The 13,892-nt window shown below is 61.8% G+C and carries 7 protein-coding genes; 4 read left to right on the forward strand and 3 right to left on the reverse strand.

Annotation, left to right across the window (positions count from 1 at the left end):
• Positions 1-163 precede the first annotated feature (163 nt).
• Positions 164-3,043 carry a TIR domain-containing protein gene (locus ATE48_RS17435; protein WP_066773803.1) on the forward strand — a complete coding sequence of 960 codons (2,880 nt, stop codon included), beginning with the start codon at positions 164-166 and terminating at the stop codon, positions 3,041-3,043.
• 120 nt (positions 3,044-3,163) lie between these two features.
• On the opposite strand, the gene ATE48_RS17440 is transcribed toward ATE48_RS17435, so the two are convergent.
• Positions 3,164-4,324, reverse strand: a complete 1,161-nt coding sequence (locus ATE48_RS17440; RefSeq protein WP_083197444.1) for a patatin-like phospholipase family protein — start codon at positions 4,322-4,324, stop codon at positions 3,164-3,166.
• Positions 4,325-4,680: 356 nt separating this feature from the next.
• Here ATE48_RS17440 and ATE48_RS17445 point away from each other — a divergent pair, with 356 nt between their 5' ends.
• Positions 4,681-6,255 (forward strand): hypothetical protein, encoded by a 1,575-nt coding sequence (locus ATE48_RS17445; protein WP_156767841.1) that lies wholly within the window; start codon positions 4,681-4,683, stop codon positions 6,253-6,255.
• Positions 6,256-6,440: 185 nt separating this feature from the next.
• Positions 6,441-7,760: a peptidoglycan-binding protein gene (locus tag ATE48_RS17450; protein WP_228126686.1), complete on the forward strand. Its 1,320-nt coding sequence runs from the start codon at positions 6,441-6,443 to the stop codon at positions 7,758-7,760.
• A gap of 278 nt (positions 7,761-8,038) precedes the next feature.
• On the opposite strand, the gene ATE48_RS17455 is transcribed toward ATE48_RS17450, so the two are convergent.
• Together ATE48_RS17455 and ATE48_RS17460 are read right to left on the reverse strand one after the other, a co-directional pair.
• Positions 8,039-8,374 carry a hypothetical protein gene (locus tag ATE48_RS17455; protein ID WP_156767843.1) on the reverse strand — a complete coding sequence of 112 codons (336 nt, stop codon included), beginning with the start codon at positions 8,372-8,374 and terminating at the stop codon, positions 8,039-8,041.
• A 107-nt stretch (positions 8,375-8,481) separates the two neighbouring features.
• Positions 8,482-9,690: a peptidoglycan-binding protein gene (locus ATE48_RS17460; protein WP_066773811.1), complete on the reverse strand. Its 1,209-nt coding sequence runs from the start codon at positions 9,688-9,690 to the stop codon at positions 8,482-8,484.
• Between the two features lie 392 nt (positions 9,691-10,082).
• Between ATE48_RS17460 and ATE48_RS17465 the strand changes: the two genes are divergently transcribed.
• Positions 10,083-13,841, forward strand: a complete 3,759-nt coding sequence (locus tag ATE48_RS17465; RefSeq protein ID WP_066773813.1) for a tetratricopeptide repeat protein — start codon at positions 10,083-10,085, stop codon at positions 13,839-13,841.
• The last annotated feature ends 51 nt before the right edge of the window (positions 13,842-13,892 follow it).

Raw genomic sequence — 13,892 nt, forward strand, 5'->3', positions numbered from 1 at the left:
GAGAGTAGGCCGCTCACGAAAATCGCGGCTATGTCGTACGATGGCCCCTTCGCGCCACTCGTGAAAAGGGGCCGGTACTCGAAACGGTCATTACACAAGGGGTTTGCCTCTTGGCTTGGCTTGCCCGGTTGTGCCTTAATCCCTTGCGCGATGGGGGAAATCGATGCCGGACGACATTGCTCGCGCAAGCGCTGCGCCAGCGGCGCAAACTGGCAAACGGTTTTCCGCCTTCATTTCTTACTCGCATCGCGACGAAGAATTCGGCGATTGGCTGCACAAGCGGCTTGAGAGTTACGAGGTCCCGTCAGCGCTGGTTGGGCGTGCGTCATCCGTCGGTCAGATCGGCAAGCGGCTGGGCAAGGTTTTCCGCGATCGCGCCGATCTTTCAGCGGCCCATGATCTTGGTCGCGAAATTCGCGAAGGCCTCGAGCAGTCGGACGCGCTGATCGTGCTCTGTTCGCCCCGGTCGTGCGGCAGCAAGTACGTTCAAGACGAGATCCGCATCTTCAAGCAGCTCGGCAAAGGACAGCGCATCTTCGCGGCGATCATCGACGGCGAGCCCCACGCCGCCGGGCGTCCCGGCTACACGGCGGCAGACGAGTGCTTTCCGCCGTCGCTGATCTTTGCGTTGAACCATGACGGCTCGGTCTCTTCACAATTGGAGCCGACCGAACCGATCGCCGCTGATTTTCGCGATGGCAAGGACGGACGCGAGAACGGGTCACTGAAGATCATCGCGGGGCTCTTGGATGTCGGCCTCGATGAACTCGTGCAACGTGAGAAGCAGGCCGAACGCGCCCGTCGGCGCCGCGCTAACCTGATCGCCGCCGCTATGGGCGTGCTGGCATTGGGCGCGGCAGGTGCGGGCGGGTATGCATGGTACCAGCAAGGGCAAACCGCCGTCGCGCGCGATGAGGCGCTGGCAAATTTCAATCTCGCCGAGGATCGCGCCAAGGCGGAACGTCTTGCGCGGGCTGATGCCGACGTTCAGCGCGGTGTCGCGGAAACGCAGCGCGGCATCGCGGTCAGTGAGGCGGAGAAGGCGCGAATCCAAGAACTGGCCGCGATCGCCAACGCCGAAGAAGCCAGCGCCCAACGCGACGCCGCGCGAAATTCACTTGCGCGAATATTTGCGGAGCGAAGCTGGCAGTCGATGGAGCGTGGAAATTATTTGCTCGCCGCGCGCTACGCGCTCGCCGGCTATCGCGCCAGCAAGGACATTGCCGAGGAGAATGACCGGGCTCCGGCGAACGAGGGCGAGTACCGATCGGCGCTTGGCCGTATCCTACATGATTCCAACGACAGTCGCGCCCTGCGCGGGCATGCGGACCTGGTGAGGAGCGCCGTGTTCAGCCCCGACGGCGCCCTCATGCTCACCGTATCGGACGACAATACGGCGCGGGTATGGGATGTGGCGAGCCGGCGAGTGATCGCGGGCTGGCGACATGGGTTTAGGTTGCGCGTGGCCGCGTTCAGCCCAGACGGCAGCCGCGTCGTCACCGCCGCAGGCAGTGCGCGCGTTTGGGAAGTGGTCGGCGAACGAGAGATCGCGGCGTTTGGCGGCGATGATCGCGATGTGACAAGCATCGCTTTCAGCCCTGACGGCGCCCGTGTCGTCACAGGGGACAGCGACGGCGGCGTGCTGGTGTGGAACGCTGCTCCCAATATTCCAGATGGTCGGCGCGAGATCGCCGTGCTGCGCGGCCATGGTGGCGAGGTGACGACTGTCGCATTCAGCCGTGACGGCACGCGAATCCTAACCGCCGCCAGGGACGGCACCGCGAGGGTCTGGAATGCTGACCCGAATATAGCCGAGAGCCAGCGAGAGATTGCTGTGCTGAGGCATGAGGACCTGGTGGTGACAAGCGCCGCATTCAGCCCCGACGGCGCCCGTGTCGTCACCGCATCCGGGAATTTCGCGCGGCTGTGGAATGCCGCCCCCAATGTTCCAAATGATCGGCGGGAGATCGCCGCACTCGCGCACAATGATTTGGTGGCAAGCGTTGCTTTCAGTTCCGACGGCGCCCGTGTGGTCACTGCCTCCTGGGACGACACCGCGCGGGTATGGGACGCCGCCCCAAATGTTGCAAATGATCGGCGGGAGATCGCCGTTCTACGTGGGCATGATGGCGCGGTGTGGAGCGCCGCATTCAGCCCCGACGGCGCCCGCGTCGTTACCGCCTCACCTGACCACACTGCGCGCGTCTGGGACGTGATGAGCCGTCGTGAGGTCGCTACGCTACGAGGGCATGAGAACGGTGTTGAAAGTGCCGTGTTCAGCCCGGACGGCATCCACGTGCTTACCGCCTCCGCTGACAAAACGGCGCGCCTTTGGGAACTGGCATTTTACGATCGCGACCCCAACGAGGGTCTCAACGTCCACTACTACGACGAGACGCAACGGGCTCTGGAACTCCGGATCGCTGATGCGAATACGACAAGCGTCGTGGACACGGCGAGCGGACGCGAGATCGCAGGTCTGCGAGGTCGCATTCCGACATCCGGGACATACGTTTCGCTCAGCCGCGATGGTTCACGGATCGTCACTACCACCGCCGCGGACCACGTCGCAAAGGTTTGGGATGTGGCGAGCGGGCGCGAGATTGTCGCCCTGAACGGCTGGGTGACTACCGCCGCACTCAGCCCCGATGGTGCCCGTGTCGTCACTACCTCCAATGATCGCTTCGCGCGGCTCTGGGATGCGGCGAGCGGGCGCGAGATCGCAATTCTCGGTGATGAGACTGATGCGGCAATGGTGACATGGGCTTTGTTCAGCCCCGATGGCGCCCAGGTCGTCACCAGCCGCTTCGACCTGGAGAGAGTTAATAGCCCGCACACGCGCGTTTGGAATGTGCGGCGACTCACGCAACCTTTGCCCGAACTCGCGCTCGCCGCCTGCGCCAATTTGCTCAGCCCCAACGGTCGTCGCTTCAGCGAATCCGAAATCACCGGCGATCCCCTCATCCGCGAAGTATGGTTGCGCGACGGCCGGGAGGATCGCGATGTTTGCGAGGGCGTTCCGGGGGCGCCAGCGTTGGAGTGACGACCGGCCACTCTCGGCGAACGTAGGCCGCTCGCGCGGGAAGGGCGTCGCTGGCAGCTATCGATCGAGTAGGCCGGTCGGAGAAATGGTGCCTATGTCGTGCCGTGGTACAAGACTGATCTACGTCATCGCCGCAGCACTGGATTGGGCTGGGACCAGATCGCCGATGGATATGCGCTGTCCCAGAACTCGGCCGACATTGAGGAGCCGTTCCATGTTCTTTGGAGAGCCATTGTCCATGGATGCGAGTTCGCGCGCCTGCTGCTCAGACACTTTGATGCCCAGCTCCTCAGCGAGCGCAGTTCTCGCAAGCGGCGGATCGAAACGCTGAAAGCGTAGCAGCGGCCGACCGCCTATCAATGTCTCTTCGAAGCCTTTGATTTCGGAATTGACGCTGAACGGCCTTGCCGAATTGGAAAGCGCTTGCAGCACCGCAACCGCAGACGTCTGGGATTCGAACAGCAGGCCTTTCAGAGTGAACAAGGCCTGGCCGGCAGCGGCTTCGCCGCGGAAGCGTTGGCGAGAGAAAACAGGTTTCAGGTGGCCCGTGCCCAAACTCAAAATGGAAAGCTCATTTTCGCCGGGGGCCCACTTCAGGCCGTACTCGGATGCGGTAGCGTAGAGAAATGCTGCCAACGCGGGATTGTTCATGCCGCCCATGGCGCCATCGAGGAAGAGGCCTACCTCGCCGTTGCCTACATGGATCTCTGTGGGCGCGAAGTAGGAAGGCGCGGCGGTGCTTGCTCGAACGAGATCGCGAAGCAACCGATCTTGATCGAATGGCCAATATTTGGCCTTCGGGTTGTTCGCCAGAATCCAAGCGGAGCCGGTGTCGACGCGCTTGCAGGTGATCACTAACCCTGTTCGAAGATCGACGGAATTGAGCCGGCGTTCTCCAAGCTTCTCTTTCAGCAGAGCTTCAAAGGCAACGTGATCGAACTTTGACCACAGAAACTGGCCAAACAAACGTGGCCGCGCAAAGACGGCGGGACCAAGTGACAGGTAGTGCTCGCGCACTTCGTCGACACTCGCGCCGAGCGCCAGCAGCGTGGCGATAATCGAGCCTGTAGACGTGCCGACGATCAAATCAAAATGATCGCTTAGCCTGAACGATGAACGCTGCTCGGGAGCAGCGGTGTCGCGAAGTAGGCTCTCGACACTCTCAAGCATCCCGACGGTCACAATGCCTCGAATGCCGCCGCCGTCGAGCGAGAGGACACGCTTCGGTCCTGGCCCGAACAAATGCCCATCGCGAGTGGCGCCTGCTGATTGTGTTGACATTCGTATCCCCCGAAGCCCGAGCGGGATGATAGGACCGCGATGAAAGGCTGTCGAACCGGAGTGCAGTAAGTGCAATTACACGCGCTGACTTGGCGAGTATCGCAAAGCCACAGGATGGGCTCGTTGTGCCCCGACGCGCAGACGTACTCGCTCGGTTGCGGGTGTCAGCCGCCACGCTAAGATGGTTTCTGACGACAGCATCTGAGGGGATGAGGGTGTCTAATCCAATACGAACAACGTTCGTGGTCGCGGCTGTTTTCTCGATGCTTTGTGGCCTCGGTACGGAAACTAGCGAAGCGCAGCCGCGAACTTGTGCCGGCGAGGTTTTGAACACCAGCTTTGGCCAACTTTGCCGGATGCATTCTGATCTGCCCGCCCTGACAGATCAGGACTATGGCGCGGTCCGCGTTCGCTTCACCCCTCCGACCAGCCTCAACGACGTGATACCGCAAAGCGAACTGCGCGGGACTTGGCTGCAAGCCTTGGCGCGTCGCACCGTCGCCCAAAGCGCTCGGTCGGCCGTGGTTCTGCTCGAAGTCCGAGCTGCCGGCCCACATGTGCCAGCAGTGCTCGACGACGCCGGACAGGACATAGGTGTGCCTCTCACGGTCATGCCACTGGCGGTCTATCGGTACGACAGTCGTGGTGGCTTGGGCTTTACCGAAGTGCAGAGTTTCGCCGATCGGGTAATAGGCCCGCGTCTCTTAATTCATCCCGACCTGCTTGTTCGTGCGCGTGTGCGCGTGACGTTCAGCCAAGAAGATCCATCATCGCTTGTCTCGACGCTTGCGCCGCTGGTCTCCGCGGCGGCGGCGTTTGGCGCCCAAGGCTTTCTGGTGGACGCATTCGCCTCACAATCATTGGTTGAGAATGCGCAGCATGTTGAATCGCTGCTGCGGTCGACGAACGACGTAGATGCTACAAGCGACACGTGGGCAGATCTAAGCTTTGAGGGCGGAAACAGACTCGACTACTCGTTTCAACTGAATCCGCGCGCGCGTCGGGATCAGTCGCCTCGTCCTCAAGGCATGTTGACGCTTACGCTCGAACGGCGCCCGTCGCTGTTTACCCGCGATTTGCTTCCAGGCGCCGCACCAGGGCGTGCGCTGCCCGATTACGGCACCAACGGGCAGCTGAACTCTGTTGCCATCGGGCGCATCTGGTCCGCAGGTCCCTCGTCAATCATTGGACGGGATCCCGAACTCTCGCGACTTGTAGACGTCTTGCATAATGCCAACGTGCCTGTGGGCGAATTCGACGATCTTTGTCGTCGATTGCGGACGCGGCTCGATGGTTTTAGCCTCTCGCGCCACGACACGACAGCCATTGCGTGGGCGGCTTTCGTCACTGGCGACAGCGCTCAGCGTGGCGAAATTCAGAACATCAATTGTGTGAGGCGCGACCGCGAACTTTGGGCGAGCTATGGCTTTGCGTTGCCAGCGGCTCAGGCCTCCGCGCCACCACCACCGACACGTGCAGCTCTCGACGAGTGGCTCGACACAGCAGTAGGCGTTGCTCTCCTGCGCCAACGCACTCCCGAAGGGTTCAGAGCGATCCGTCGCCTTTTCGGCAATCAAGTACGCGTCAACATCAGGCCTGACACGCTGTTTGAAAGAGGGGAAGAGCCGACCCAACCATACCTCGACGGTGACAGCGTCGCCCGCGCTTTGCGACCTCTGCGCGTCGGGTGCCGATTTGTTAGGTCGGGCGCCGATACTCCGAATTTACCGCGGTTGAGTGTTCTTGCGCGACGACCCGACACCTCGCAACTGCTTACGCTGACCATCGACTACGCTGCGCGCAGCGCCGGCGGCATTGAAATTGTGGGTCTCACAGTTGAGCCCACGCCAGATTCCGATTTCGAAGCGCTGTCGAGCACGTCGAATGCTGATGCTCGTTGTCTCGACCGCGAGAACGCGCCGCCTGGTTGAGCTGCGCACTTCGGTCTGAGTCGTAAGGGGAGCGGGGAATGAGCTTCTGGGACATCGTATTTCGCGCAGTGTTTGGTTCGCGTGGACCAAGGTCGCCAGGGACATCGCGCTCAACGGTGCCTGGAACCGCAAGTCCGACGCGACCCGCTCCGCCGCCAGTGTCTCCACCACCCAGCGAGACTACGATGGCCCCAGAGCCGTCGCCGCCGACTGCTTCGCCGCCTGTCAATCCTCAACCGAGCCAGACCTCAACGACGCCTCCAGCGCCTCCACTCACACAGCCTGCGGTGACGTCTGTTGAGCAACCCTTGGGTTCAACTCCCACAATTGAACTTGGCTGTGTCGACGCGGACATATCCGATGCGAACTGCGCCGCCTTCCTCAGTGAGGTCGAACGCACGACGCGCGTCGCGCTCGCGGACATTCGAGACACGCCCGACAAAGTCGTCACCAAAAGGCTGGCGCCAATGCCGTCAGGCGCCATGAGCATAGCGCAGGTCCAGCAAGCCCTCGCGGCGATCGGGTTCTTCCCAAGCGGCAGAGTTGATGGAATCTGCGGCTACCGAACTCAATCGGCGATCCGTCTTTTTCAGGAATTTGTGCGTACAGCAGAAAATCAAGACATCGTGCCGGACGGAAAGTTCGGGCCGCGCACGGCTGCGCACCTGCAGCGGTGGGTGAATTCAGGTCAGCGTCCCGATTGGCGGCAGAGACCCGGGGAGTATGAGGCCTGGCTTGGCCTCTTAGAGCGCGTCAAGGAGAACTACATCGCCGAGCCTGGTCCGCTCACGCAGAAGGTCAACGCATTCCAGGGCGCGAGCGATACGTTGAAACCAGCAGACTGGGATACGAGCGGTCCTGGCAACATTCATCTGATTGGCGTGCGTCGCTCGCAGTTCACCAACAAGTTCGACGATATCTTTGTGCTGTTGATGAAGGGCCTCGTTTTCAAGTTTCAGGGCTCGACTGAGCCCGGCCACAGCAGCCATCCTGAAGGCCCGCCTTTTCTCGTGCCGGGCCAGCACAAGTATCATTTCGGCTGGCACCAGCGTTCGTATCTCGCGCTGCGTCCGCAGGGCCCCGGCGTCTTGGTCATCCGTGGCGGTGCCGATGGACGTCTTGATCTTGCAGACATCGACAAGCCGCTGACGCCGAACGCGACCATCAACATTCATTGGGGCGGGCGGGGTATGGCTGGCGACGTCAACAATTGGTCAGAAGGCTGCCAAGTGATCAACGGCTCAGTCTATCTCAATCCGGCCGGCGAAATCGTGAATTGTCAGAGCTTTGCAGCGGTTCGCTCTGGCGAGCCCCAGACGCCGGGTTCGGGCAAGACACGCGGCGCCTACAATCTGCTCGTTGATCTAGTGACGGCGCTGTCCGGTGACATGCAGAGCAACACTGTGCGCTACACGCTGTTGAAGGAGCCAGATCTTGTCCTAGCACCCGAGCTCGAGCAGGGCCTAAACGCCGCGCGCGCAAGTGTGGTGGATATGGCGACTTAGCCTGGGTCGCTCCGGTGCGCTCACTCTTGGTCAACTACTTTTCTTCTCTGGAACGCGCCTTTGTGCGTTCGGTCGGTGACCGCGAGGCGCAACGCGTCTTCTTCATTGGCTCCCTGAACTCATACTGAGCGGCGCGGCGGTACGACTGCTTTCGGCGATAACACGCCGTCGCTGTGTGCGCTAAATCACTGTCCGGTTTGGAGGGCGGTCGCGAAAATCGACGCGATGACTTAGGTTCGCAGTGGTCATTCGCAGAGCAAACGCTACGGAGGCGTCGCTCAACGGCGGCGGCGCACCTGTCCATCCACAATTTCGGCGGCTTCGTCTCCGCGAAAGAATCCGTCGTTGCCGCCAGCGGCCATGTCGGCAAGCGAAGGCGGAGCACCGTTTCTGAAGATTCCAACGAAGCAACGATCATAACAGGGAAACGCTCTGGACTCGCCGGGCGCCAACCAGAAATCACGCCGGTCGGCATTGTCGTGCGATCGGCGGCAGCCTTCGTCGCAAACAATGACACGGTAGCTTACATTGTCGGTATTGCGCACCGTGGCCGCATGCGCCGTTCCCGCCAGTACGGCCGCGATAAACACGAGCGTCATGGCAATTGTTCGCACGGAGCGTCTCCCGAGGCGCTCCGCCCCATCGCGTCGACGCTTCTGATGTTGAGCTTTCACCCAAGACACGGGGAGCTTCCTCTAGGGCTTTTTGCCATTTGCGACACCTAGCGCTTGCCTTTGCTGCGATCGTCGACGCGAGCGTAAACGATCAACAAGAGACCAATCGTCAGCAGCAGCGCTAGTGCGTAGATCGTGTTGAAGGGGCCCAGGGGTGTGGTGACAATCGGAAACGCGTCTGCGATCCGGCTGAAACTTGCGCGAACGAATTCCGCGATGGCCGCAAGTCCAGCGAGGATCGCGCCCCAGATAGTCCTGCTCTGAGTGAGCGGCGGCTGCGGCTGCGGTTGAGTTGGACTTGGCGGTGTTGGCGTTTGCGGCGCTCGCTGCTCCTCTAGCGCCGTCTCAATCGCTGCCTGTGTGCTTTGGTCGGCAACGCCACTGGGCGTCAGGCCGTGCTCATCTTGAAAGGCAAGAACAGCGCGCCGCAGCGTTGGCCCGAAGATTCCATCCTGCAGGCCCGCTGTATAACCGAGCGAATTGAGCTTGCGCTGTAGAGTGACTACGGCGTCGCCGGAGCTTCCGACGCGAAGGGCGTCATCGGCGATAGTCAAAACCGATGCGGGATCACGCACCAACGAGAGTGCTTTGGTCGTCCATTCTATGCGCTCGGCTTCGCCATGAGCGGGGGCTCTAGACTGGGCGTCACCACGATTGACCCCGCGAGAGACGGCGGCGACATCGTTGCGATCTGCGTGCTCGCCCAAGCCAGTGCGATTGAAGTAGGCGGCAGCAACTTGCAGCGAAACTTTTAGATCGCGTTCCAGAATGTCAGGATCACTGACGAGATCAATGCCAGCGAGTTCTCCATAGCGTCGGTAGTTGTCTTTGCCAGTGAGTTGGAAGAATCCTCTTCCGCGATACTTCCACCCGTCACCGGACTCCTCGGGCCCATTGCCCATTCGGTTCGCATAAACGCGATTGGCAATCCGCTCCGGCTTGCGAGCGTACTCGCGAATCTCGTCGTCGCTTGAGAACTTGTGTCCGAAAACTCGCTTCAAGCCTGTAAAACTGTAGTTCAGGTTCTCCGACTTGGCCTGCATAAAGTTGGTCTCAACAATGCCCTGACCGAGGAAGTGCGCCAAACGCAGAGCAGTGTTGATCCCGTTTTCGCGCAGCATCGGATACGATTGCAGTATCGCTGAGATGTATTGTCCTTGTGTGCTGAGAGGATTCCAGGCGGCTCGATTCGGCAGCGCCTGCATCAATTTGTTGAAGTCGATCTCATCAATGCTTCTGACGCTGAAGAACTGCACCTTAGCCTCCGCCCGACAGGTCAGACGATAACTGATCAGGGCTGGCAGTGGCTAGTCTGCGACCTCGGTGTTCGCGCTTGCGAAAAGAACAGGAGCGTTGCGCTGTTTTAGTCGGGGCGTGCGCGCATTCGGATATAAGCCCACGACACTCGAAAAATTTCTCTTTCGACGCGACTGTGTCGCTCGGTCGATCCATTCCTGAAAAGTATCGTTATCCGAAGCGGGCATTACGCGGAGCTGTGCCTCTTGGCTGGTTCGCTGATTAGCCAGAAAGGGAGACGATACAGCATGGCGGAGGCAAAACATTTCGCGCTTGGGTGAGGTCAGATGGCGGCTGACGTGGGCTGGATATTTCTTCACTCGAATGCTTTGCTTATGGCGTGGAGGGGATCATGCGGACCTGGCTTCTTGTGACGGGGCTCATGACGGCAGCGCTCGCGAGCGCGCCCGTCGATGCGGTCGCGGCCGAGCGTGTCGATGCGGTGAGCGCAAATGCACGTGCTGAGATTGCTGCGGCGCTTTATTCTGCAAGCGCCACCCAAGCGGTCGCCGAACGGCTCGCCGACGATAGGCTGAGCGCAGCGCAACGTGAGATCGAGCGACTTCGCGGTGAAGGCGACCGCGCACGATTGCAGCTCATAGCGGCTCAAGAGCAGTACGTCAGCGATCTCGAACAACGCAGCTCAGCCTATCAGCAAGAAATTGCGGTCTTTCGTCAGACCGTAACGGAGATTGCGGCAACCCCCCAAGGGCGGCGCGCCCTCGCGCTATACGCGGAGGGCGATCCTGCCGCGGGCCGCGAATTGCTCACGCGCCTCATGGAAACGCGCGCGCGCGCCGAGCGGCGCGCAGCTGATCTGCGGCAAGCCGTCGATGCGCGCCGCATCGCCACGCTCGATCTCGATGCGATGAAGAGCGGCAGGCTCGACACGCTCACCGTGATCGCAGACTTCGAACTGGTCACGCGCCTGGACGGAAGCCAAAGCAGCGACTGGCTCCAACTGGCGCGGCTCTACCGCGACGCCGGACGTCTCGCTCAGGCCGAGCAAGCGAGCGACCGCGGCCTGGAAGCGGCGCGCTCGCCTGCGGAGATCGGCCGGCTCCAGCTGGAGCGCGCCTCGATTTTCTCGGCAAGCATCAACTTTGAGGGCCAGATGCGGGCTGGCGCCGAAGCGCTTGCCCAGCTCACCGCCGCCGCAGCGGCCGAGCCCGGCGTTGTCTCGATCCGGCGCGACCTGCTGGAGGCGCAGCTCAGAGCCTCCGATGACACCGAGGCCGAACTGCTGACGGCTGTACGTGAAGCCGTCGCGGGCGCGCCGAACGATCTCTCGCTCCAACTCACCTACATCGACACGCTGGTCCAACTGGGGGAGGACGCGGCCGATCGCCAGGATTATCGCGCGGCGACCGCCAATTTCAGCGTCATCATGGACGCCATTGATGCGGTCAGCGCCACCGACGCCGAACGCATTGCCGTCGACAACGCGCGCGCGCGGGTGCTGGGCCTCCAAGCCGAAATCCTGGAGCGCTACGGCGAAGTCAATGAGCTCCTCAGCGTCAGGGCGAGGCGAACCAGCATCCTGTCGCGCATCGTGGACGCCAACCCCGCAAGCGCGGCGCAACGCGAGCTCCACGCAATGTCGATGGTGGACTTCGGCGTCGTCCTGTTAAGTACCGGCGGCGTCACGGGAAACGAGGGCGAGGAGTCCCGCGACGGCCGGTGGTGGATCATCGAGGGTATACGCAGGCTTCGCGAATTGACCCAAGCGAACCCTTCCAACCCCACCACACTGCTCATGTTCGCAGGCACGCTTCTCTCCAGCAGCCATTTGATCAGCGCCGATCCGGACTCGGCTGAAGCACTGGCGCTGTGGAACGAAGGCGTGGCGGCTGTGGAGGCGCTTGCGCGCGCGTACCCGAATCGCATCGACCTGCAGAATGCCGCCGTTGGCATGATGCTGATGCGCATCGAGCAGGAGAGCGATGCAGGCGCCAAGCGCGCGCTGATCGCAGAGCTGATGCCGCGCGTCAGAGATCTCGCGAGGAGCGACGGCGACGACCCTGGCATACAGAACATCTATGTCGTCGCCCTGATTGAAGAGGCCAAGGTTCTAGATGGCGCGGCGGATTTGCGCGAGCGCACGCGCGTCGAGCGAGAGGCCGACGAATTCGTGCGTCGCGCTGAGCGCCGCACTCCAGACTACCCCGCAGCGCGACTCGACGTCGCCAACTTGTATCGCGGCCTTGGCGGCTATTACTTGGATCGGAATGACACGCCGCTTGCGCTGGAACGGTACGAGCGGGCATTCGCGCTTCAACGCGCCGTATGGATGAGTGATCCGGAAACTACTGTGTTCCGCGATGAATTGGCTGACGACATGATACGCCTCGGGCGGAGGTTTTACGAAAATGGCGACACCGCCAACGGCGCGCAGTATTTTCGCAACGCGCTCGATCTCTTCCGCGGCGATGCCGCAACCGGCGAAGACCCGGAATGGCGCGAGTACCTGCTGCTCATTCGCCTCCACGAGTATGGCGACCTACTTACGGAGCGCCGGGATTGGGCCGGCGCACAGGCTGTGATCGAAGAGCGCCTTGCACTCTATCGCCGCCGCGCCGCGCCCGACCGTATTTCGACTGAGCGCATGATCGCGAGCGAGCTCCGGGAACTCGGCCGCATTGCAAGCGAGCAGAACGACCTTGAGCGCGCCGCAAGCCATCTGCAGGAAGCGCTTGCTGTCGCGCAGCCAATCGCGGCCGCCCATGCCGACGACGCGTCCAATCAGCGCCTCCTCGGCATGATTTTTGACGGTCTCGTCGACGTCTCGGTCAAGCGCGCCCGCGCGGCAGCTGAGCGGGGTGACGGCGCACTTGCCGAGTCCCGCTGGCTGGAGGCGGCCGCCGCGGCACAAAACCGGGTCGAATTCCGTCGTCGGCTCGCCTCGGCCCCAAATGCGGCGCCGGACGCTCAGAGTGAGCTTGCCAACGCGCTGGTGTGGCTTGGGAATGTGCATCTCACTGTGCGCAATCAGCAAGCGGCCCGCATAGCCTTTGACGAAGCCGTGACCCTCTATAGGCGTCTCCTCGGCGCCAATCCGGGTTCCAGCGAAGCGCGGACCGCGCTCGCAGAGAGCCTTAGCACCTTGAGTGGTCTGCAAGACAACAACGCAAGAGAGCTGACGCTGTTGCAGGAGATGTTGACGGTGTATCGCCAGGGTCCCGAAGACCCTGTCAGGGAATATCGTGTCGCGTATGCGCACTTCAGTATTGCACTAACGGAGGAGCGTCTGAGCCGGATGGATCGCGCTGCGGCGAGCTTCAGTCAGGGCTTCACCGTTTTCCGTCATCTTATGACGCAGTACCCGGACTACGCTTCCCTCAAGGGCGAACTCGTGAACATCATGACTGGGGTTGGGGACCGCGGTCTTTTGAGCGCGGCGGATCGCCAATGGCTGGAAGAGACGCGGGCCAGCGATCCTGTGCTCGCGCAAACTTATCACAGGCGTCAGTGCGCGAACGAAGGCGACGCCTATTCGCCGGAGCAGCGTATTGCGGGCTGTAGCGGCGTACTCGATGCCGCAGACACAACGTCGGAGCAACGGGCGCTTGCCCTCGGCAATCGGGGCAACGCCTATTTTGCGCAACGTGACTATGTGCGCGCCGGCGCCGATTACGACGAACTTACAAGGATCGAACCGCAGAACGCGGCCGCCTTCTACAATCTCTCCCTTGTCCATCGCAGCCAAGGCGATCACAGCCGCGCCATTGCCGACGTCGATCATGCTGCTTCTATCGAGCCCGACAATGCTCGCTTCCAAAACGGCCGCTGCTGGTCTCGCGCGGTCTCCGGCCTCGAGCTCGATGTTGCTAGAGCCGCATGCGATGCAGCGCTTCGCCTTCGCCCCGGCGACGCCGCAACCTATAACAGCCGCGGAATGGTCGGATTAAAGCAAGAACGGTGGCAAGATGCGTGGAACGATTATGATGCGGCCGTTCGCGCCGCCCCCGATCGCGCAACCCACCATTATGGCCGAGGGATTGCGGCGCTGCGGCTCGGTCGAATAGCGGAGGGTGAGGCCGACATCGCCCACGCGCTGACGCTCGATGCGAACATCGCGCAGACCTATGCTGGATACGGCGTGACGCGCTGAAGCCCGTCCGCTGCAGTGGGTATAGTCAAGCTTTGGCCGGTATGCTTTGCT

This window comes from Candidatus Viadribacter manganicus, from assembly GCF_001679665.1.
GTDB lineage: Bacteria > Pseudomonadota > Alphaproteobacteria > Caulobacterales > Aquidulcibacteraceae > Vitreimonas > Vitreimonas manganica.

Coding starts and splice junctions, on each gene's coding strand:
- ATE48_RS17435 (WP_066773803.1), top strand. CDS start 164: ATGCCGGACGACATTGCTCGCGCAAGCGCTGCGCCAGCGGCGCAAACT.
- ATE48_RS17440 (WP_083197444.1), bottom strand. CDS start 4,324: ATGTCAACACAATCAGCAGGCGCCACTCGCGATGGGCATTTGTTCGGG.
- ATE48_RS17445 (WP_156767841.1), top strand. CDS start 4,681: ATGCATTCTGATCTGCCCGCCCTGACAGATCAGGACTATGGCGCGGTC.
- ATE48_RS17450 (WP_228126686.1), top strand. CDS start 6,441: ATGGCCCCAGAGCCGTCGCCGCCGACTGCTTCGCCGCCTGTCAATCCT.
- ATE48_RS17465 (WP_066773813.1), top strand. CDS start 10,083: ATGCGGACCTGGCTTCTTGTGACGGGGCTCATGACGGCAGCGCTCGCG.